Annotated in this window: 20 protein-coding genes; 11 read left to right on the top strand and 9 right to left on the bottom strand. The window is 69.9% G+C overall.

The features are described 5' to 3' along the window. From AC1D1T_RS18195 to AC1D1T_RS18170, 6 genes are all read left to right on the top strand, one after another. Positions 1–487 (top strand): phosphopantothenoylcysteine decarboxylase domain-containing protein (locus tag AC1D1T_RS18195; RefSeq protein WP_477992264.1); only part of this gene is annotated, 487 nt, incomplete at its 5' end. Next, complete coding sequence (dut, locus tag AC1D1T_RS18190; RefSeq protein WP_477827916.1) at positions 484–933, top strand: dUTP diphosphatase; 450 nt, start codon at positions 484–486, stop codon at positions 931–933. The genes AC1D1T_RS18195 and dut, both read left to right, overlap by 4 nt. A gap of 249 nt (positions 934–1,182) precedes the next feature. Further along, a complete protein-coding gene (locus AC1D1T_RS18185; RefSeq protein ID WP_465113213.1) occupies positions 1,183–1,617 on the top strand; it encodes a MarR family winged helix-turn-helix transcriptional regulator in 435 nt (144 codons plus the stop codon). Beyond that, entirely contained in the window at positions 1,610–3,109 is a 1,500-nt protein-coding gene (locus AC1D1T_RS18180; protein ID WP_477992263.1) for an MFS transporter, read from the top strand. Before AC1D1T_RS18185 ends, AC1D1T_RS18180 begins: the two co-directional genes overlap by 8 nt. An 18-nt stretch (positions 3,110–3,127) precedes the next feature. Further along, positions 3,128–4,360, top strand: a complete 1,233-nt coding sequence (locus tag AC1D1T_RS18175) for an efflux RND transporter periplasmic adaptor subunit (protein ID WP_477828571.1) — start codon at positions 3,128–3,130, stop codon at positions 4,358–4,360. Further along, positions 4,357–7,443 (top strand): efflux RND transporter permease subunit, encoded by a 3,087-nt coding sequence (locus AC1D1T_RS18170; protein WP_477992262.1) that lies wholly within the window; start codon positions 4,357–4,359, stop codon positions 7,441–7,443. The genes AC1D1T_RS18175 and AC1D1T_RS18170 overlap by 4 nt, the downstream gene beginning before the upstream one ends. A 2-nt stretch (positions 7,444–7,445) precedes the next feature. On the opposite strand, the gene AC1D1T_RS18165 is transcribed toward AC1D1T_RS18170, so the two are convergent. Continuing rightward, complete coding sequence (locus tag AC1D1T_RS18165; RefSeq protein ID WP_047511457.1) at positions 7,446–7,967, bottom strand: FKBP-type peptidyl-prolyl cis-trans isomerase; 522 nt, start codon at positions 7,965–7,967, stop codon at positions 7,446–7,448. A gap of 36 nt (positions 7,968–8,003) precedes the next feature. Here AC1D1T_RS18165 and AC1D1T_RS18160 point away from each other — a divergent pair, with 36 nt between their 5' ends. Together AC1D1T_RS18160 and AC1D1T_RS18155 are read left to right on the top strand one after the other, a co-directional pair. After that, complete coding sequence (locus tag AC1D1T_RS18160) at positions 8,004–9,176, top strand: JmjC domain-containing protein (RefSeq protein ID WP_477843705.1); 1,173 nt, start codon at positions 8,004–8,006, stop codon at positions 9,174–9,176. 4 nt (positions 9,177–9,180) lie between these two features. Continuing rightward, positions 9,181–9,672 carry a hypothetical protein gene (locus AC1D1T_RS18155; RefSeq protein WP_052213046.1) on the top strand — a complete coding sequence of 164 codons (492 nt, stop codon included), beginning with the start codon at positions 9,181–9,183 and terminating at the stop codon, positions 9,670–9,672. Positions 9,673–10,126: 454 nt separating this feature from the next. Here AC1D1T_RS18155 and AC1D1T_RS18150 read toward each other — a convergent pair whose 3' ends face one another. The 8 genes from AC1D1T_RS18150 to AC1D1T_RS18115 form a co-directional block, all read right to left on the bottom strand. Further along, complete coding sequence (locus tag AC1D1T_RS18150; protein ID WP_477843707.1) at positions 10,127–10,903, bottom strand: MBL fold metallo-hydrolase; 777 nt, start codon at positions 10,901–10,903, stop codon at positions 10,127–10,129. 22 nt (positions 10,904–10,925) lie between these two features. Next, positions 10,926–12,098 carry an NlpB/DapX family lipoprotein gene (gene bamC / locus AC1D1T_RS18145; RefSeq protein ID WP_465113288.1) on the bottom strand — a complete coding sequence of 391 codons (1,173 nt, stop codon included), beginning with the start codon at positions 12,096–12,098 and terminating at the stop codon, positions 10,926–10,928. A 99-nt stretch (positions 12,099–12,197) separates the two neighbouring features. Further along, entirely contained in the window at positions 12,198–13,079 is an 882-nt protein-coding gene (gene dapA, locus AC1D1T_RS18140) for a 4-hydroxy-tetrahydrodipicolinate synthase (protein ID WP_047511463.1), read from the bottom strand. Between the two features lie 25 nt (positions 13,080–13,104). Continuing rightward, a complete protein-coding gene (locus AC1D1T_RS18135; RefSeq protein ID WP_477827139.1) occupies positions 13,105–13,698 on the bottom strand; it encodes a class I SAM-dependent methyltransferase in 594 nt (197 codons plus the stop codon). Then, on the bottom strand, positions 13,695–14,501 hold the full coding sequence (locus tag AC1D1T_RS18130) for an SDR family oxidoreductase (protein ID WP_477827140.1): 807 nt from the start codon (positions 14,499–14,501) through the stop codon (positions 13,695–13,697). Before AC1D1T_RS18130 ends, AC1D1T_RS18135 begins: the two co-directional genes overlap by 4 nt. A 1-nt stretch (position 14,502) precedes the next feature. After that, entirely contained in the window at positions 14,503–14,631 is a 129-nt protein-coding gene (locus AC1D1T_RS18125; protein ID WP_477827141.1) for a hypothetical protein, read from the bottom strand. An 11-nt stretch (positions 14,632–14,642) separates the two neighbouring features. After that, positions 14,643–15,860 (bottom strand): MFS transporter, encoded by a 1,218-nt coding sequence (locus tag AC1D1T_RS18120; RefSeq protein WP_477827142.1) that lies wholly within the window; start codon positions 15,858–15,860, stop codon positions 14,643–14,645. Between the two features lie 29 nt (positions 15,861–15,889). Then, positions 15,890–16,612, bottom strand: a complete 723-nt coding sequence (locus tag AC1D1T_RS18115) for a hypothetical protein (RefSeq protein WP_477827143.1) — start codon at positions 16,610–16,612, stop codon at positions 15,890–15,892. Positions 16,613–16,733: 121 nt separating this feature from the next. Here AC1D1T_RS18115 and AC1D1T_RS18110 point away from each other — a divergent pair, with 121 nt between their 5' ends. The 3 genes from AC1D1T_RS18110 to AC1D1T_RS18100 form a co-directional block, all read left to right on the top strand. Continuing rightward, entirely contained in the window at positions 16,734–18,719 is a 1,986-nt protein-coding gene (locus AC1D1T_RS18110; protein ID WP_047511475.1) for a DNA topoisomerase IV subunit B, read from the top strand. 1 nt (position 18,720) lies between these two features. Next, complete coding sequence (locus AC1D1T_RS18105; protein ID WP_477992261.1) at positions 18,721–19,422, top strand: lytic transglycosylase domain-containing protein; 702 nt, start codon at positions 18,721–18,723, stop codon at positions 19,420–19,422. 31 nt (positions 19,423–19,453) lie between these two features. Continuing rightward, the coding region (locus AC1D1T_RS18100) for a DNA gyrase subunit A (protein WP_477992260.1) at positions 19,454–20,615 on the top strand (1,162 nt) is incomplete at its 3' end.

Raw genomic sequence — 20,615 nt, 5'->3', positions numbered from 1 at the left:
CCGCATCGACGTGCAGACCGCGCAGCAGATGTACGACGCCGTGCTGCCGCAGGCGGCGCAGCACAGCGTGTTCGTCGCGACCGCGGCGGTGGCCGACTGGCGGCCGGCGTCGCTGTCGGACCACAAGATCAAGAAGAACGGCAGCAAGGTCGCGCCTACCTTCGAGCTGACCGAGAACGCCGACATCCTGGCGGCGGTCGCGAAGCTGCCCGGCCGGCCGTTCTGCGTCGGCTTCGCGGCCGAGAGCCACGATCTCGCCCGGCATGCGCGCGAGAAGCTGCAGCGCAAGAACGTGCCGTTGATCGTCGGCAACCTCGGGCCGGCCACCTTCGGGCGTGACGACAACGCGCTCCTGCTGGTCGACGCCCAGGGCGAACGCCAGCTGCCGCATGCCGACAAGCTGACGCTCGCGCGCACGCTGGTGGACGAGATCGCGGCCCGGCTGTCCTCTTCCCCCGCTTCCTCTTCCACTCCCCGACCCGCATGACCCCGATCGACCTGAAGGTGCTCGACCCGCGCATGGCCGGGCAACTGCCCACGTACGCGACCCCCGGCAGCGCCGGCCTCGACTTGCGTGCCTGCCTCGACGCGCCGCTGGTGCTCGAACCCGGCCAGACGCAGCTGATCCCCACCGGCCTGGCGATCCACGTCGCCGATCCGGGGCTGGCGGCGATCATCCTTCCCCGCTCCGGGCTCGGCCACAAGCATGGCATCGTGCTGGGCAACCTGGTGGGCCTGATCGATTCCGACTACCAGGGCCAGCTGATGGTGAGCTGCTGGAACCGCGGCCAGGCGGCGTTCACGATCGCGCCGATGGAGCGCATCGCGCAGCTGGTGATCGTGCCGGTGGTGCAGGCGAGCTTCCGGGTGGTCGACGAGTTCGGCACATCCGACCGCGGCGCGGGCGGATTCGGTTCCACCGGCAAGCACTGACGTCCCACCCCCGAAGCGCTGCGCGCCTCCCCCTCAAGGGGGCGCCGCCAGTGGCCCGGCAGAGCCGGTTCCACGGCGGCCGCTGGATCAGCCGGCCCGTGTGAAGTTCGTCGCTCGTCGTTTACCGACCCGCAACAAACTTGTCGAAATGCTTTGATAGGCTAAGCATCTCGACAAGTCCTGCGAAGGCAGCGTCCCGCCGTGGCCTCTCTTTCCAGATCTCCCGCCAAGCCAGAACCGGCCGCCTCCGTGCCCGACGCCAGCCGCGTCGCGGCCGAGGTCTTGAGCGTGGTGCCCGACGTGATGAACGCCATCCGCATGGGCATGCGCGGCAGCCTGGACGCCGGGCTGTCGGTGCCGCAGTTCCGCTGCCTGGGCTTCATCGGCCGCCATGCCGGCTGCTCGATCAGCGACGTCGCCGGCTTCCTCGGCGTSACGCTCGCCACCGCGTCGGCGATGGTCGACCGGCTGGTGCGCGGCGGCTACGTCTCGCCGAGCACCGCCGCGGCCGACCGCCGCCGCACCGAGCTGCGGCTGAGCGCCGAAGGCAAGGCGCTGCTCGACGACATCCGCCGCGGCGCGCGGGCCGACCTCGCGAACACGCTGTCCGGCGCGACGCCGGCGGAACTGGCGCTCGTGATGCAGGGTCTGGCGATCCTCAAGGCGAGGTTCGTCCATGACTGACACCGCCATGCCCGCGCCAGGGTCCGCGCCAACTTCGGCCCAGATCGCCGAGCGCATCGCCGAGGGTCGCCGCCGCTTCCGCCGCCTGTTCGGCGCCGTGATGCTGCCGATGTTCCTGGCCGCCGTCGACCAGACGCTGCTGGCCACCGCGACGCCCGTCATCAGCCGCGAGTTCGGGGGCTTGCGCGACACCTCCTGGCTGGCCGTCTCGTACCTGCTGGCCTCGGTGATCGTGGTGCCGCTGTACGGCCAGCTGGGCGACCAGTTCGGGCGGCGCAAGCTGCTGTCGCTGGCCACCGCGCTGTTCGCGCTCGGCTCGCTGGGCTGCGGCCTGGCCACCGGCCTGTGGTGGCTGGTGGCCGCGCGCACGCTGCAGGGGCTGGGCGGCGGCGGCCTGATGACGCTGTCGCAGGCGCTGATCGGCGAGGTCGTCTCGCCGCAGCGGCGGGCGCGCAGCCAGGGTTATTTCGCAATCGTCTTCACGCTGGCCAGCGTCGGCGGCCCGGTGATCGGCGGGCTGGTGGTCCACCACGCCAGCTGGCGCTGGCTGTTCCTGGTCAACCTGCCGCTGTGCGCGCTGGCGCTGTGGCGGCTGCATGCCTTGCGGGCCGACGACGTGCCGCACCCCCGCAGCGGGCCGCCGGACGTGCAGGGCATGCTGCTGTTCGCGGTGGCGATGGCGCTCAGCCTGTTCTGGCTGTCGTCGGCCGGGCACCGCTTCGACTGGGTGTCGGCGACCAGCGGCGCGCTGCTGGTGGCGACCGTCGCGCTGTGGGCCGTGCTGCTGCGCGTCGAGCGGCTGGCGGCGCGGCCGTTCCTGCCGGTCGACCTGCTGCGGCTGCCGCCGGTGCGCTATGCGGCGCTCACGGTGGTCGGCTTCGCGTCGGCGATGTTCGCGATGGTGTTCTACCTGCCGATCTACCTGCAGCTGTCGCTGCATTCCGATGCCGCCGAGGCCGGCCTGCTGCTGTTGCCGCTGACGGCCGGCATCGTCGGCGGTGCCACCTTCACGTCGCGGCTGATCATCTGGACCGGCCGCCCGACGGCGCTGCCGGTGGGCGGGCTGCTGCTGGCCGGCTGCAGCCTGCTCGGCATGGCCTTGCTGCCACCCGACAAGCGCACACTGGTCGCCCTCGGATTCACCACCGGRCTCGGCCTGGGCAGCGTGATGTCGGTGATGCAGATCGTGACGCAGACCGCCTCCGGCCCGGCGCGCCTGGGTGCCGCCGCGGCCACGATGTCGCTGGCACGCACGCTCGGTTCCTCGATCGGCGCGAGCGCGTTCGGCGCGCTGATCTTCGGGTTGATGGGGAGCAGCGACGCACTGCACGCAGCGCAGGATCCGCAGGCGCAGGAGGCGCTGCGCTTCGCGTTCGTGGTCGCCTTCGGCTGTGCCGCCGCCGTGTGCGCGCTGGCCGCCTGGGCCGCCAGCCGGGTGCCGGCGCTGCGCTTCCATCCCGGGGCCGAGGGCCGGACCGATTTTTCCGAATGACTTGACGACGGGCAGTTCATGAACAAGAGCTTGGTGGGTTGGGTGATCGCCGCGGTGGTGGTGGCGGCGGGCGTCGGCTACGGCGTGGCCACACGTGGCAAGGGCGAGGGCGGTGCGGCCGCCGGTGCGCCGTCGGCGGCCGCGTCCGGCGCGCCGGTCAGCGTCAGCACCGTGCGCGCGCAGCAGCGCGACTACGAGGTCACGCTCGAAGCGACCGGCAGCGTCACCGCGCTCAACAGCGTCGACATCCGTCCGCAGGTCGCCAGCACCATCACCCACGTCCACATCAAGGAAGGCCAGTTCGTGAAGGCCGGCGAGCTGCTGTTCACGCTCGATTCGCGCACCGACGAGGTCAACGTCGCGAAGGCGCAGGCCCAGCTCGAGAAGGACCTCGCCTCGCTGGCCGACGCGCAGCGCCAGCTCATGCGCAGCAAGGACCTGCTCGCGCAGAACTTCGTCTCGCAGAGCGCCGTCGACAGCAGCCAGACGCTGGTCGAGGGCTCGCAGGCGGTGGTGTCGTCCGACCGCGCGGCGCTGGCCGCTGCCAAGGTGGCGCTGGGCTACAACCGCATCGTCGCGCCCGGCCCGGGCCGCGCCGGCGCGATCAACGTGTTCCCCGGCAGCTCGGTGCAGCCGGCCACCAGCACGCTGGTGACGCTGACGCAGATCGACCCGATCGCCGTCGGCTTCAACCTGCCGCAGCGCAACCTCGCCGAGGCGCTGCGCAACCTGCAGTCGGGCCGCGGCGCGGTCACGGCGGTGCTGCCCGAAGGGCGCGGCACGCTGGTCGGCAAGCTGCAGTTCGTCGACAACAACATCGACGCGTCGTCCGGCACCGTCAAGGTGAAGGCGGTGTTCGACAACAGGCAGCAGGCGCTGTGGCCCGGCGCGTTCGTCAGCGTGCGGCTGGTGGTCGAGACGCTGAAGGATGCGATCGTGGTGCCGCAGGCCTCGCTGATCCAGGGCCCGCGCGGCAACATCGTCTACGTGGTCGACGACGGCGGGAGGGCCGTCGCGCGGCCGATCGCGGTGGTGCAGGCGGCCGGCACCGATGCGGTCGTCACCGGCGTGAAGCCGGGCGAGCGCGTGGTGGTCGACGGCCGGCAGAACCTGCGGCCGGGCGCGCCGGTGGTCGAGCGCGCGGCGAGCGGGGCCGGCGGCAAGGGCAAGGGTGCGGGGGCTGCGGCATCCTCAACGACATCCGCAACGACATCCGCAACGACATCCGCAACTTCGGGAGTCGCGCCATGAACCTGTCCGAGCTGTTCATCCGCCGTCCGGTGATGACGGTGCTGCTGAACGCCGCCATCGTCGTGGCCGGCGTGATCGCGTACACGCGCATCCCGGTGGCCGCGCTGCCGAGCTACAACACGCCGGTGATCAACGTCTCGGCAGCGCTGCCGGGCGCGAGCCCGGAGACGATGGCCACCTCGGTCGCGCTGCAGCTCGAGAAGCAGTTCCAGACCATCCCGGGCCTGAGCGTGATCAGCTCGGCCAACACGTTGGGCAGCACCACCGTGACGCTGGAGTTCGACGAGGGCCGCGACATCGACGCCGCCGCGGTCGACGTGCAGGCCGCGCTGCTGCGCGCGCAGCGCCAGCTGCCGCAGGACATGACCAGCCCGCCGGCGTACCGCAAGGTCAACCCGGCCGATGCGCCGGTGCTGCTGATCGCGCTGACCTCGCCGTCGCTGAACCTGTCGGACCTGAACGATTTCGCCGAGCACCTGATCTCGCCGTCGCTGTCGACGCTGGCCGGCGTCGCGCAGGTCAACATCTACGGGCAGAAGCGCTTCGCGGTGCGGGTGCGCGTGCAGCCCGATGCGCTGGCCGCGCGCAACATCAGCCTCGACGAGCTGAACGCCGCGCTCGGCGCCGCCAACGCCAACACGCCGGTTGGAACGCTCGAAGGCCCGAAGCAGACGCTGACGCTGCAGGCGAACCGCCAGCTGCGCAATGCCGCCGAGTTCGGCGAGCTGATCGTCAGCAACCGCAACGGCAACCCGGTGCGGCTGAAGGAGGTCGCCTCGGTCGAGGACAGCTACGAGACGGTGAAGACCTTCGCCAGCTACAACGGCGAGCCGTCGATCACGCTGGCCATCCAGCGCCAGCCCGACGCCAACACCGTCAAGGTGGTCGATGCGGTGCGCGCCGCGCTGCCGGGCTTCCAGGCGCAGCTGCCGCAGTCGGTGCGCATGAACCTGGTCAACGACCGCTCGGTGTCGGTGCGCGAATCGCTGCACGACGTGACGCTGACGATGCTCGGCACCATCGTGCTGGTGGTGCTGGTGATCTTCCTGTTCCTGCGCCGCTTCGTCGCCACCGCGATCCCGACGCTGTCGCTGCCGGTCTCGCTGGTCGGCGCGATCGCGCTGCTGTGGGGCTTCGGCTACACGCTCGACAACATCTCGCTGCTGGGCCTGACGCTCGCGGTCGGCCTGGTGGTCRACGACGCGATCGTGATGCTCGAGAACATCATGCGGCACGTCGAGCACGGCGAGGCGCCGTTCGGCGCGGCGCTGCGCGGCTCGCGCGAGGTCGGCTTCACGATCATCTCGATCTCCACCTCGCTGATCGCGGTGTTCATCCCGATCTTCTTCATGCCGGGCGTGATCGGCCTGCTGTTCCACGAGTTCGCGGTGATCGTGTCGCTGGCAATCATCGCGTCGGCCTTCGTCTCGCTGACGCTGGTGCCGATGCTGGCCAGCCGCTTCCTGACCGACGACGCGCACAAGAAGCCGCCGGGCGCGCTGGTGCGCTCGTTCGAGCGCGGCTTCGACCTGCTGCTGGGCGCCTACTCGCGCACGCTCGACGTGGCGCTGCGACACCGCGTGGCCGTCGTGCTGGTCGCGGCGGTCACCTTCCTCGCCACCGGCTGGCTGTTCGCGAGCATCTCGAAGGGCTTCTTCCCGCAGGAGGACATCGGCCAGCTCAGCGTGCAGACCGAAGCCTCGGAAGACACCTCGTTCCCGGAGATGGTGCGGCTGCAGGACCGCGCCGCGGCCATCATCCGCGACGACCCGAACGTGCTGGCCGTCAGCTCGTTCAACGGCGGCGGCGGCGCGCAGAACACCGGCCGCATGTTCGTCGCGCTGAAGCCGCGTGCCGAGCGCCAGGACATGACCCAGGTGGTCGAGGGGCTGCGCCGCAAGCTGCGCGACGTGGCCGGCATCAGCGTCTTCATGCGCCCGATCCAGAACCTGCAGCTCGGCGGCCGCCAGAGCAAGGCGCAGTACCAATACATCCTGCAGAGCGTCAAGGCCGACGAGCTGAACGACTGGGCGCAGAAGCTGCAAGGCAAGCTGCGCGCCGACCCGCTGTTCCGCGACGTGACCAGCGATTCGCAGCTGCGCGGGCTGCAGGCGTCGCTGCACATCGACCGCGACCGCGCCAACACGCTGGGCGTGTCGATCGACGCGCTGCGCTCGGCGCTGTTCAGCGCGTTCGGCGAGCGGCAGGTGTCGACGATCTACACCGCCGTCGACAGCTACCAGGTGATCATGGAGGTGGCGCCCGGCGCCAAGCAGGACGAGAGCGCGTTCAACAACATCTACGTGCGCTCGTCCAGCGGCACGCTGGTGCCGATGTCGAGCTTCGCGACCGTCACGCGCACGGTCGGCCCGACCTCGATCAACCACGTCGGCCAGCTGCAGGCGGTCACGGTGTCGTTCAACCTCGCGCCCGGCGCCGCGCTCGGCGACGCGACCGGCAAGATCGAGCACTACCGCGCGGAGATCGAGCTGCCGGAGTCGATCATCACCAGCTACGGCGGCGATGCGGCGGTGTTCAAGAGCTCGCAGGGCAGCCAGGCGATCCTGATCGTCGGCGCTCTGCTGGTGATCTACGTGCTGCTGGGCGTGCTGTACGAGAGCTACATCCACCCGCTGACGATCCTGGCCGGGCTGCCGTCGGCGGCGGTCGGCGCGCTGCTGACGCTGAAGCTGTTCAACATGGACCTGACGCTGATCGCGACCATCGGCATCCTGCTGCTGATCGGCATCGTCAAGAAGAACGCGATCATGATGATCGACTTCGCGCTCGAGCAGCAGCGCTCGCAGGGCATGGCGGCGGAGCAGGCGATCCGCGAGGCCTGCGTGCTGCGCTTCCGGCCGATCATGATGACGACGCTGGCGGCGCTGATGGGCGCGCTGCCGATCGCGATGGGGCTGGGCGCGGGTGCGGAACTGCGCCAGCCGCTCGGCCTCGCGGTGTGCGGCGGGCTGGTGTTCTCGCAGGCGATCACGCTCTACATCACGCCGGTGATCTACCTGTACCTCGACCGCTTCAGCGGCAAGGGGCCGGTGACGGCACCCGAAGGCGCCGCACAGGCCTGAGCCTAGTGCAGGTGTGAATTCGACGGCGCCGTCGTCATGATGCTCAGGGCCGGCGAGTCGACGCTGCCGGCCTCGATCTCTTCCTCGGTGGCCTCGCGCACGTCGCGCACCTTCAGGTCGAGCCGCAGCGCGATGCCGGCCAGCGGGTGGTTGCCGTCGAGCACCACGTGGGTCGGGTAGACCTCGGTCACGGTGTAGACCGCGTCAGGCCGCAGGCCTTCGGTGACGGCGCCTTCGGGCGGCCCGTCGAACTGCATGCCGACATCGACCTGTTCCGGGAAGATCGAGCGTGCCTCGAAGAAGACCAGGTCGGGCTGGTAGTCGCCGAAGGCCTGTTCGGGTTCGAGGTGGAGCCTGGCTTCGAAGCCGGTCTCCTGGTTGATCAGCGCTTCTTCGACCTTGGCGAGCAGGTCGTCGCCACCGACGAAGAACTCGACGGGCGCGTCGAGTTCGTCGATCAGCTGGCCTTGGGCGTCTTCCAATCGCCACGTGAGGGCGACGACGCAGGGGTTGGTGATGAGCATCGAAGGATGATCGCACAGTCATCGCACAATCCTGCGATGCCCGCACCGATCTCCCACCCCTCTACGCCCGGCTCTACGCCCGGTCTCGCCACCCGGCCCGACACCCTGCTCGGCGGCCTGTCGCCCACCGCCTTCATGCGCCGCCACTGGCAGAAGAAGCCGCTGCTGATCCGCCAGGCCGTGCCCGGCATCGCGCCGATCGCGCCGCGCGCACAGCTGTTCGAGCTGGCCTCGCGCGAGGATGTCGAATCGCGCCTGATCGTGCACGGCAGCCGCGGCTGGACGATGAAGCGCGGCCCGCTGCCGCGGCGTGCGCTGCCGCCGGTGTCGCGCGCCGGCTGGACCCTGCTGGTGCAGGGGCTGGACCTGCACCTCGATGCCGCGCGCGAGTTGCTGTCGTGGTTCCGCTTCGTGCCCGACGCGCGGCTCGACGACCTGATGGTCTCGTGGGCGAGCGACGGCGGCGGCGTCGGCCCGCACGTCGATTCCTACGACGTGTTCCTGCTGCAGGTGCAGGGCAAGCGGCGCTGGCGCATCGGTCCGGTCGACGATGCGTCGCTCGAGCCCGGCGTGCCGCTGAAGATCCTGAGCCGCTTCGTGCCCGACCAGGAGTGGCTGCTCGAGCCCGGCGACATGCTGTACCTGCCGCCCGGCTGGGGCCACGACGGCGTCGCCGAGGGCGAGTGCATGACCTGCTCGATCGGCTTTCGCGCGGCCGGCCGCGACGAGCTCGCGACCGAGGTGCTGCAGCGCGTGATCGAGGCGGTCGACCCCGATGCCGAGGACCCGCTGTACCGCGACCCGTCGCAGCCGGCCACCGAGGCGCCGGGCCGCGTGCCCGAGCGGCTGCAGGCGTTCGCGGCCGATGCGGTGCAGCGGCTGCTGCGCGACCCGGCAGCGCTCGCCTGCGCGCTCGGCGAGTTGCTGAGCGAGCCGAAGCCGACGGTGTGGTTCGATGCCGGCGAGCCGCTCGAGGCGCCGCAGGCGGTGCGCCTGGACCGCCGCACGCGGATGATGTATGACGATCGGCATGTGTTCATCAACGGCGATTCGTTTCGCGCGGCCGGCCGCGACGCGCGGTTGATGCGCCTGCTGGCGGACGGCCGCAGCCTGGCACTTGCCGATGTCGCGCGGCTGAGCGACGATGCCTTCGGATTGCTCGACCAATGGGCGCAGGCGGGCTGGGTGCGCCCGCTGCACAAGGAGTGAAAAGATGGACGAGACCGGTACGCCCCGCATCATCACGTCGCGCAGCGATTTCCTGCAGGCCCTGCGCGAGGGCTTCGCGCTCGCGGCGGAGCAGGGCTGTCGCGAGCTGCTGCTGAGCGATCCCGACTTCGCCGACTGGCCGCTCGGCGAGCAGGCGGTGCTCGATCACCTGACGCGCTGGGCCTTCGCGCACCGCAAGCTGACGATGCTGGGCGGGCATTTCGACGAGATGTCGCGGCGCCACGCGCGCTTCGCGCAATGGCGCCGGCAGTGGTCGCACATCGTCGAATGCCGCTCGCCCGACAGCGATGACGAGCGCGATGTCCCGACCGTGCTGCTGGCCCCGGGCCTGGTCACGCTGCGGCTGCTGAATCCGGCGCAGTACCGCGCGAGCTGGTCCACCGACGAGGGCGATGCGGTGCGCACGCGCGAACACCTTGATGCACTTTTGCAACGCTCCGTCGAGGCCTTTCCTGCGACAACCCTGGGCCTATAGGGTATGCACTGGGTCTGCGTATAATCRTGGGCTGGACCTACGAAACGCTCGAGCTTTCGTAGGTCTGAGTCCGTTGGGGATCTGCCGTGTATCGATTGATCGGAGGGTTCCCACAATTACCGGTAATTGTCTGAACCTTTCATTGAGGATAAGTATGRAAAAGTCGCTTCTGTTGGCTTCCCTGGTTGCTGCTGTTGCTCTGGCCGCTTGCGGCAAGAAGCCGGAAGAGGCCGCTCCGGCTGCTCCGGCCGCCACGCCGGCTCCGGCTCCCGCTCCGGTGGCTGACGCCGCTGCTTCGGGCGCTGCAATGGCCGCTTCGGCTGCCACGGACGCTGCTTCGGCTGCTGCCGGCGCTGCTTCGGCCGCCGCTTCGGCTGTCAAGTAAATCGCTTCGGCGATGTGAGAAAGCCGCCTTCGGGCGGCTTTTTTTCGCCTGTACTTCTCAGCGTAAAAGTCAGCGCAGTGAGAGCCATTCGAATCCCAGCGCCGGATCGGCCACGATGATGTCGTCCGCGTTGCCGCCCGTCACGCCAAGCAACGCTTGAACGGCCAGCTCGGGCCGGTTGTTCTGCCGGCTCAGGTGCGCGGCCACCAGGTGGCGCAGCCCGGCATGGTGGCAGGCCGCGAGGATCTCGGCCGCGCTCTCGTTCGACAGGTGCCCGAGCCGCCCGCCGACGCGCCGCTTCAGCGAGGCCGGGTAGCTCGAGTTCGCGAGCATCTGCACGTCGTGGTTGCATTCCAGCAGCAGCGCATCGCAGCCTTGCAGGTGCGCGATGACGTGCGCCGTCGACGAGCCGGTGTCGGTCAGCACGCCCAGGCAGGCATCGCCATCGGTCAGGCGCAGCTGCAGTGGCTCGTTGGCATCGTGCGGCACGGTGTAGGGCCGCAGCTGCAGGTCGCCGACGGTGATGGCTTCGCCGTCGCGCGCGACGTTCAGCCATTCTTCCGCCGACGGATCGCCGATCGCGCGCCAGGTGCCCAGGCTCGTCCACAACGGCACGCGGTGACGGCGCGCGAGCGTCAATGCGCAGCCGACGTGGTCGCCGTGCTCGTGGGTCACGAACACCGCATCGATGTCGTCGACGGCGAGGCCGGTGCGCGACAGCCGCAGCGTCAGTTCGCGCAGCGAGAAGCCGCAGTCGATCAGCAGCCGCGTGACGGTGCTTCCGCTGCCGGCCTCGACCAGCGTCGCGTTGCCGGTGCTGCCGCTGCCGAGGCTGCAGAAGCGCAGCATGCGGATCGCTCCCCGGCGCTTACTTCAGCTCGTCCACCAGCAGGCCGACGATGCGCTTGCCGGCGTCGCCGTTCTCCGGCTCGCCCTTGCTGTCGAGCACCGACACCAGGCTCACGTCGCCCTGGCCGACCACGCGCACGCGGTACTTCACCGGTGCGAAGTTGCCCTTCTCGCCGGTGCCGAACAGGCGGCTGAAGAAGCCGGGCTCTTCCTTGCCGGCCATCGCCGGGTCGACATAGCGGACGAAGTAGACGCCCTGCGTGCGGTCGCGGTCTTCGACGGTGAAGCCGCTGCGGTCGAGTGCGAGGCCGACGCGGCGCCAGGCGCGGTCGAACGCATCGTCGACCTGCAGCGACGCTGCCGCCTGGCCTTCGATGGCGCGGGCATGCGGCGTGGCGGCGGCGGGCGCCGATGCGGCCTGCTGCGACGCGAGCTTGGCCTGCTCGTCCTTCGCGCCGAGCTTCACGAGCAGGCGCGTCAGCATCTCGCCTTCGAGTTCGGGCTCGCTCGGGCGCGGTTCCCAGCTCGTCGATTCCTTCTGCTGGCCGACGTAGACCTCACGCAGCCCGCGGTGGGCGATGTGGATCTCGGTGCCGTTGGCGCCGCGCTCGACGCGGGTGCGGTACTTGTCGCGTTCGCCGGTGGAGTACAGGCCGTCGATCACGCGGCCCAGCGTGCGGCGGATCAGGTCGTCCGGCAGCCGGGCGCGGTTCTCGGCCCACTCGGTCTCCATCACGCCGGCTTCGGGCTGGTCGACCGAGATCGTCAGGCCGCGCTCCTTCCAGAAGGCCTGCAGCTGCGGCCACACCTGCTCCGGCGTCTGCGTGGTGACGACCCAGCGCTGGTCGCCCTGGCGTTCCAGGCGGGCCTGGCCGAGGGTGTTCGGCGCCACGGTCTGCGTCGCCGGGCCGGCCGCGGGGGCCGCGCTGCCGGCGGCCTGCGGATTCTGGAACGTGGTGGCGCTGATGGTGCCGCCGCTCTGCACGTTGTAGCGCGAGTCGTTCTGCAGCTGCGTCAGGTCGGGCGGCACTTCGAGCGGCGTGGCCTTGACGGTCGCGCTCTTGTAGTCGACCTTCTCACCGGTCACGGCCGTCTCGATCGACGAGCATCCGGCTGCGGCGAGGCCCAGCGAGAGGGCGGCAGCGAGTGCCTTGGCGAGAGGGTTCAGGGGGAAACGGGTCACGTTGTACATCTCCGAGGACAGTGCCACAGCGGCGCCGGCCGAGCCGGTGAGGGGGAATGAAGAAGGTGGAGCGGAAGCAATCGCGTCAGCGCAGGTCGCAGCGGCTGCTCACAGCAGACCCGATTCGCGCATCGCTTGTTCCACCGTGGCCTGGCCCGCGGCCGTCAGCCCGACGATCGGCAGGCGCAGCGTGGCGCCGCAGCGGCCCAGCCGCGACAAGGCCCATTTGGTGGGCGCCGGGCTCGGTTCGACGAACAGGTTCTTGTGCAGCGGCAGCAGCTTCAGGTGGATGTCGGTCGCCTCGCGCACCTGGCCGGCCAGCGCGGCCTTGCACAGCTCGTGCATCGCACGCGGCGCGACGTTGGCGGTGACGCTCACGTTGCCGTGGCCGCCCAGCAGCATCAACGCGATCGCGGTCGGGTCGTCGCCGGAATAGATCGAGAAGCCCTTCGGCGCATTGCGCACCAGCCAGCCGGCGCGCTCGATGTTGCCGCTGGCCTCCTTGATGCCGACGATGCCGGGGATCTGCGCCAGGCGCAGCGTGGTCTCGGGCAGCATGTCCGCGACGGTGCGGCCGGGGACGTTGTACAGCACCATCGGGATGTCGACCGCTTCGGCGATGGCCTTGAAGTGCTGGTAGATGCCTTCCTGCGACGGCTTGTTGTAGTACGGCACGACCGACAGCGTGCAGTCGGCGCCGGCCTTGCGGGCGTAGCGCGAGTGCTCGATGGCCTCGCGGGTGGAGTTGGCGCCGGTGCCGGCCATGATCGGCACCCGGCCGCGTGCATGCTCGACCGCGACGCGGATGATCTCCCAGTGCTCCTCGACCGAGACCGTGGGGCTTTCGCCGGTGGTGCCGACGACGCCGATGCAGTCGGTGCCTTCGTCGATGTGCCAGTCGATCAGGCGGCGCAGCGCGTCATAGTCGACGCTGCCGTCCTCGTGCATCGGCGTGATCAGCGCGACGATGCTGCCAACAATGGATTTCATGCGGGATCCTCGGAATCCGCGGATTTTACTCACCCTGCGGGGGGTGCCCGGCGTCCAGCAGATAACGCGGGATTTCACCCGGTCCGCCGGCGTCGGCGCCGGCGTTCACCGCGGCGATGCGCTGCACGAAGCGCGCCGGCGAGCCGAGGAAGCCGTCCTCGAACGCGACCACGCGCAGGCCGCGCGCCGCGTCCAGCAGCTCGCCCGGGCGCAGCAGGAAATCCGGGTTGGCCGGCCGGCCCACGCCCTGCTGGCCGTGCGCGAAGGTCTCGTAGATCAGCACGCCGCCGTCGGCCAGCGCCTGGCACAGCGTGGGCAGCAGCGGGCGCCACAGGTAGTTGGTCACGACGACGGCGTCGAAATGCCGCTCGGGCAGCGGCCACGGACCGGCCTCGATGTCGGCCAGCACCACGTCGGCGATCGGGTGCAGCGCTTCGGTGGCGGCCGCGTCGCGGTCGAGCGCGGTCACGTGGCAGCCCCGGCCGGCGAACCAGCGCACGTGGCGGCCGCTGCCGCAGGCCACGTCGAGCACGCGCGCGCCCGGCGCGATCAGGTGCGACCAGCGCTGCACCCAGGCCGAGGGGGCAGGGCCGCCATGCGGGCTCAGCGTCGCGCTCATTGCGGCCGGGCGTGCTGGTTCAGCGCCTTCAGCGCCAGCCGGTCGATCAGCCGCGGCGCGACCAGCTTCAGCCAGCGGCCGAGCTTGCCCTGCGCCGTCATCACGACATCGCGCCGGCGCGCCTCGGCGCCGTCGATGATCAGCCGCGCGCAGGTCTCGACCGGCATCGCATCCGATTCGTCGAGCCCGCTGCGGCCGGCGGCCTGGCCGCTCGCGTCGTAGCCGCGGCGGCGGATTTCCGTCGCGACGACGCCCGGGTACGCGATCGTCACGCTGATGCCCTGGCGGCCGATCTCCGGCCGCAGCGACTCGAAGAAGCCGGTCATCGCGAACTTGGTGGCCGCGTAGGCGGTGCGCCCCGGCACGCCGACCAGCCCGGCCAGGCTGGACACCGCGACGATGCGGCCGTAGCTCGTCTTCAGGTGCGGCAGCGCCGCATGGGTGCACCAGACGCTGCCCCACAGGTTCACGCGCATCAGGTCTTCGTACCAGCCGAGGTCGGCCACGTCGCGCAGCAGCGCCTGGGCCGACATGCCGGCGTTGTTGACCAGCGTGTCGAGCCGACCGAAGGTGTTCATCGTCGCGTCGACGAGCGCGGTGCAATCGGCCTGCACGCTCACGTCGCAACGCTGCACCAGCGCCTGCGCGCCGTGCGTGCGGCACTCGGCGGCAACGGCCTCCAGCCTGTCGACGTTGCGCGCCGCCAGCACCAGCGCGATGTTGGCCTTGCCGCGCGCGGCCCACTGCCGGGCCATCTCGGCGCCGATGCCGTCGGAGGCGCCGGTGATCACGACGACGTACATGTCAGAAGCAGTTCCACAGCTGGTTGGCGAGCGTGAAGGCCATCTCGGGGTTCAGGTAGGCCGCGAACACGAGCAGCAGTGCGGCACCCACCGCCAGCCAGATCGCCACGCGGGCCAGGCCCTTTTTCATGTCGTGCCCGCTCACGCCGGTTGCGGGGCTGCCCGCACGATCGCTGATTCGCGCACCGGCAGGTTGACGAGCGCGGCGAACACGCCCAGCCCGACCGCGATCCACCACACCACGTCGTAGCTGCCGGTGCTGTCGTACAGCTTGCCGCCCAGCCAGACGCCGAGGAAGGAGCCGACCTGGTGGCTCAGGAACACGAAGCCGCCCAGCATCGACAGGTAGCGCACGCCGAAGACCTGCGCGACGATCGCGTTGGTCGGCGGCACGGTCGACAGCCACAGCACGCCCATCACCGAGGCGAACACGTAGACGCTGGTCGGCGACAGCGGCACGCTCAGGAAGATGACGATCGCCACCGAGCGCAGCGCATAGATCGTCGACAGGATGTAGCGCTTGGGCAGGCGCTGGCCGAGCGCGCCGGCGGTGTAGGTGCCGATCACGTTGAACAGGCCGATCAGCGCGAGCGCGCCGGTGGCGACGTCCTGCGACAGGCCGTGGTCCTTCAGGTAGCTGGGCATGTGCACGCCGATGAACACCACCTGGAAGCCGCAGACGAAGTAGCCGGCCATCAGCAGCAGGAAGCTCGGGTAGGCGAAGGCCTCGCGCAGCGCGGCGCCGAGGCTCTGCTGCAGCGGGTTGACGATGAACTTCGGCTCCTTCAGGCCGGCGGCCAGCGGGATGATGGCGAGCGCGATGCAGCCCAGCACGAACAGGGCCTGCTGCCAGCCGAGGTGGCCGATCAGCCAGTTCTCGGTGGGCACCATCAGGAACTGGCCGAACGAGCCGGCCGCGGCGGCCACGCCCATCGCCCAGCTGCGTTTCTCGGGCGCGACGTTGCGGCCGATCACGCCGTAGACCACCGCGTAGGTGGTGCCCGACTGCGCCATGCCGAGCAGCAGGCCGGCGCTGCCGGTGAAGGCGAGGCCCGAGGTGGAGACGGCCATCAGCACCAGCCCGCCGGCGTAGAGCAGGCTGCCGACGATCAGCACCTTGAAGGCGCCGAAGCGGTCGGCCAGCGCGCCGGCGAACGGGCCGGCGACGCCCCAGGCGAGGTTCTGCACCGCGAGCGCGAAGGCGAAGGTCTCGCGCGTCCAGCCGCGGTCCATCGTGATCGGCTGCAGCCACAGGCCGAAGCCGTGGCGGATGCCCATCGACAGCGTGACGATCATGGCGCCGCACAGCAGCACCTGTTTCATCGAGAGCGGGGCGGGGGCGGTGGCAGTCCGGGACATCGGGCGAATGTAACGGATTGCCCTGCGACTCAGAACCTGAAGCCGTACTTCGCGCTGTAGCTGGTCGCCTTGCCCGTCTTGTCGGCCTCGAAGGCCAGGTTGGCCAGGCCGAAGTTGATGTTCACGCCGGCGAATGCCTTCGCGAGGTTGAAATCTTCCTTGCCCTTCAGCGACGATGCCTCGGGCTTGCTGCTGACGTTGACGGTGCCGAGGCCGGCGTAGGGCGTCGCGAACAGGAAGCCCTTGGACACCGAGACGTCGAAGCCGTAGGTGCGCAGCTTCAACTGGTCGACGCCCGAGATCGACGATGCGCTGGCGCGCAGCGCGATCGCCGGCAGCACCGCGTTGCCGGCCAGCGGCGCCCAGCGCAGCTCGCCGCCGGTGATGGTGATGCCGGCCGTCGGCACGCGCGAGACCGACACGCCCAGGTCGATGTCGAACGGCAGTCCCTTGTGGGCGCGCAGCGACGGCACGGGAATCGTCGACGGTACGCTCGTGCCGCCGGCCGCCTTCTGCCAGATGCCGCGGTTCTCGATCGCGGTGCCCGAGACGCCGATGCCGATGTCGAAGCCGGTCAGCCCGAGCGGCTCGGACGGGATCAGCGGCTTGAACGACACGATCGCGCCCAGGTCTTCCGACAGCAGGCGGAATTCGGACTGCGACAGCGACTGCAGCGTGTTCAGGTCGGCGGCCTGGGCGATCGGCGCGATGGCGCCCAGCAGGGCGATCAGGGAGGCGGAGGCAAGGCGCATTGGAAGTGGGTTTGGAGCGAAAAACGCGCGCAAGGGTAACTTGCTGCGGCGACCGCGCTGTGTCGCATGCGCCACGGTGGACTACGAGTTGTAACTTGACGGGCTTCTAGAATCCCGCCCCATGGCGACCAAACCCAGCAATTCCTACGGCGAGTCATCGATCCGTGTCCTGAAGGGCCTCGAGCCCGTGAAGCAGCGGCCGGGCATGTACACCCGCACCGACAACCCGCTGCACATCATCCAGGAGGTCATCGACAACGCGGCCGACGAGGCGCTGGCCGGCCACGGCAAGCGCATCGACGTGGTGCTGCACACCGACGGTTCGGTCACCGTGCACGACGACGGCCGTGGCATTCCGTTCGGCCTGCATCCCGAAGAGCAGGTGCCGGTGGTCGAGATCGTCTACACCCGGCTGCACGCCGGCGGCAAGTTCGACAAGGGCTCCGGCGGCGCCTACAGCTTCTCGGGCGGGCTGCATGGCGTGGGCGTCAGCGTGACGAACGCGCTGGCCAAGCGACTGGAGGTCACGGTGTACCGCGAGGGCCAGGTGGCGCAGCTGGCGTTCTCGGGCGGCGACGTGATCGAGCCGCTGGCGATCCGCAAGGGCGTGTACGCGGCCTCGTCGGGTGACCGCAAGACCGGCACCACGGTGCGCGCCTGGCCGGACCCGAAGTACTTCGAGAGCGTCGATTTCCCGAAGGCCGAGCTCACGCACCTGCTGCGCAGCAAGGCGGTGCTGATGCCGGGCGTCATCGTCTCGCTGACGATCGAGAAGAGCGGCGAGGTGCTGACCTGGACCTACAAGGGCGGCCTGCGCGACTACCTGATGCAGGCGCTGGCGGCCGACCCGGTGATCCCGTTGTTCGAGGGCGAGCGCTACGCCGATTCACGCGAGACCGAGAACTTCGCCGAGGGCGAGGGCGCCGCCTGGTGCGTGGCCTTCACCGAGGAAGGCTCGCCGATGCGCGAGAGCTACGTGAACCTGATCCCCACGGTGAACGGCGGCACGCATGAATCCGGCCTGAAGGACGGCCTGTTCGGCGCGGTGAAGGGCTTCATCGACCTGCACAGCCTGCTGCCCAAGGGCGTGAAGCTGATGCCCGAAGACGTGTTCTCGCGCGCCAGCTTCGTGCTGTCGGCCAAGGTGCTGGACCCGCAGTTCCAGGGCCAGATCAAGGAGCGGCTGAACAGCCGCGATGCGCTGCGGCTGGTCTCCACCTACGTGAAGCCGGCGCTGGAGCTGTGGCTGAACCAGCATGTGGAGCTGGGCCGCAAGCTGGCCGACCTGGTGATCAAGCAGGCGCAGACGCGCCAGCGCGCGAGCCAGAAGGTCGAGAAGCGCAAGGGCTCGGGCGTGGCGGTGCTGCCCGGCAAGCTGACCGATTGCGAAAGCCGCGACCTGGCGCTGAACGAGCTGTTCCTGGTCGAGGGCGACTCGGCCGGCGGCAGCGCGAAGATGGGCCGCAACAAGGAGACGCAGGCGGTGCTGCCGCTGCGCGGCAAGGTGCTGAATGCGTGGGAGGTCGAGCGCGACCGGCTGTTCGCGAACAACGAGATCCACGACATCGCGGTGGCGATCGGCGTCGACCCGCACAGTGCCACCGACGAGCCGGACCTGTCGGGGCTGCGCTACGGCAAGATCTGCATCCTGAGCGATGCGGACGTCGACGGCTCGCACATCCAGGTGCTGCTGCTGACGCTGTTCTTCCGGCACTTCCCGAAGCTGATCGAGCGCGGCAACGTCTACATCGCGAAGCCGCCGCTGTTCCGCGTCGATGCGCCGGCGCGCGGCAAGAAGCCCGCGGCCAAGCTCTATGTGCTGGACGAAGGCGAGCTGGCGGCCACGCTGGACAAGCTGCGCAAGGAAGGCGCGCGCGACAACAGCTGGAGCATCGGCCGCTTCAAGGGCCTGGGCGAGATGAACGCCGAGCAGCTGTGGGACACCACGCTGAACCCCGACACGCGCCGCCTGCTGCAGGTGGCCTTCGGCGCGCTCGATTTCACCGCCACCACCGAGTCGCTGACCAAGCTGATGGGCAAGGGCGAGGCGCAGGCCCGCCGCGAGCTGATGGAACTGCGCGGCGACGACGTCGAGGTGGATGTCTGAGATGAAGACCGCGCTGGCGGCTGCTGCACTCGCCGTGCCCGCGCTCGCGCATGCCGAGCTGTGGGGCTACGTCGACGGCAGCGGCACCGCGCACCTCGCGCCGACGCAGGTCGATTCGCGCTACCACCTGGTGCTGGGCGATGCGGCACAGCTGCGCGTGCCCGGCAAGACCGATGGCGCGGGCGGCCTGCTCACGTGGCTGGAGTTCGCGCCCGAAGTGAAGTCGCTGCAGCCGCTGCTGCGGGAAGCGGCTGCAGCGCACGGCGTCGACATCGAGTTGCTGAAGGCCATCATCGCGGTCGAGTCCGGCTTCAACGCGAAGGCGGTGTCGCCGCGCGGCGCGGTCGGGCTGATGCAGCTGACGCCGATCGCCGCGCAGCACTACGGCGGTTTCGCGGCCGGCGAGCGCTCCGCGGCGCTGCGCGAGAAGCTGCTCGACCCGCGCACCAACATCCTCACCGGCGCCCGCATGCTGTCGAACCTGACGCGCCGTTTCGGCCGCATCGATGTCGCGCTGGCGGCGTGGAACGCCGGCGAATCGGCGGTGCGCAAGGCCGGCGGCGAGATGCCGCCGATTCCCGAGACCCAGGCGCACGTGCACCTGGTGCTGGAGCTCTACTGGGCGCTGCTGCAGGCGCGCATGCCGAGCGCACGCACCGGGTTGCAGATGCACGGCGCCGCCGCATCCGAAGCTTCGCGCTAGCAACGGCGCGAAGCCTTTCCTTGAAAAACACATGACCACCGATCTCTTCGACACCGGCAACCCCGACGACGCCATCACGCTCGCCCACTACGCCGAACGCGCGTACCTCGAATACGCGCTCAGCGTCGTCAAGGGCCGCGCGCTGCCCGATGTGTGCGACGGCCAGAAGCCGGTGCAGCGGCGCATCCTGTACGCGATGCAGCGCCTGGGCCTGGCCTTCAGCGGCACGGCCGGTGCGCGCCCGGTCAAGAGCGCGCGCGTCGTCGGCGACGTGATCGGCAAGTTCCACCCGCACGGCGACCAGGCCGCGTACGACGCGATGGTGCGCATGGCGCAGGACTTCTCGCAGCGCTACCCGCTGGTCGACGGCCAGGGCAACTTCGGCTCGCGCGACGGCGACAACGCGGCCGCGATGCGCTACACCGAGGCGCGCCTCGCGCCGATCTCGCGCCTGCTGCTCGACGAGCTCGACGAAGGCACGGCCGATTTCATCCCCAACTACGACGGCGTCGAGCGCGAGCCGCGGCTGCTGCCGGCGCGGCTGCCCTTCGTGCTGCTGAACGGCGCGAGCGGCATCGCGGTGGGGCTGGCCACCGAGCTGCCCTCGCACAACCTGCGCGAGATCGCGGCGGCCACCGTCGCGCTGATCCGCAACGAGCACCTGGGCGACGACGAACTGTTCACGCTGGTGCCCGGCCCCGACTACCCGGGCGGCGGCCAGATCATCAGCGCGCCCGAGGAGATCCGCGCCGCCTACACCACCGGCCGCGGCAGCCTGAAGGTGCGCGCGCGCTGGAAGATCGAGGACCTGGCGCGCGGCCAGTGGCAGCTCGTCATCACCGAGCTGCCGCACGGCACCAGCGTGCAGAAGGTGCTGGAAGAGATCGAGGAGCTGATCAACCCGAAGATCAAGACCGGCAAGAAGGCCTTGAGCGCCGACCAGGTGCAGCTGAAGGCCTCGGTGCTGGCGGTGCTCGACGTGGTGCGCGACGAATCGAACAAGGATGCGCCGGTGCGCATCGTGATCGAGCCGAAGACCAGCCGCATCGAGCAGCAGGACCTGATCAACACGCTGCTCGCGCACACCAGCCTGGAGAGCTCGGCGCCGATCAACCTGACGATGATCGGCGCCGATGGCCGGCCGACGCAGAAGACGCTGCGGCTGATGCTGCAGGAGTGGATCGCCTACCGCC

It is taken from the genome of Rhizobacter sp. P2_H3 (assembly GCF_056403355.1).
Note: the sequence above shows the minus strand (reverse complement) of the source record. Positions and strands in the feature narration are given on the sequence as shown.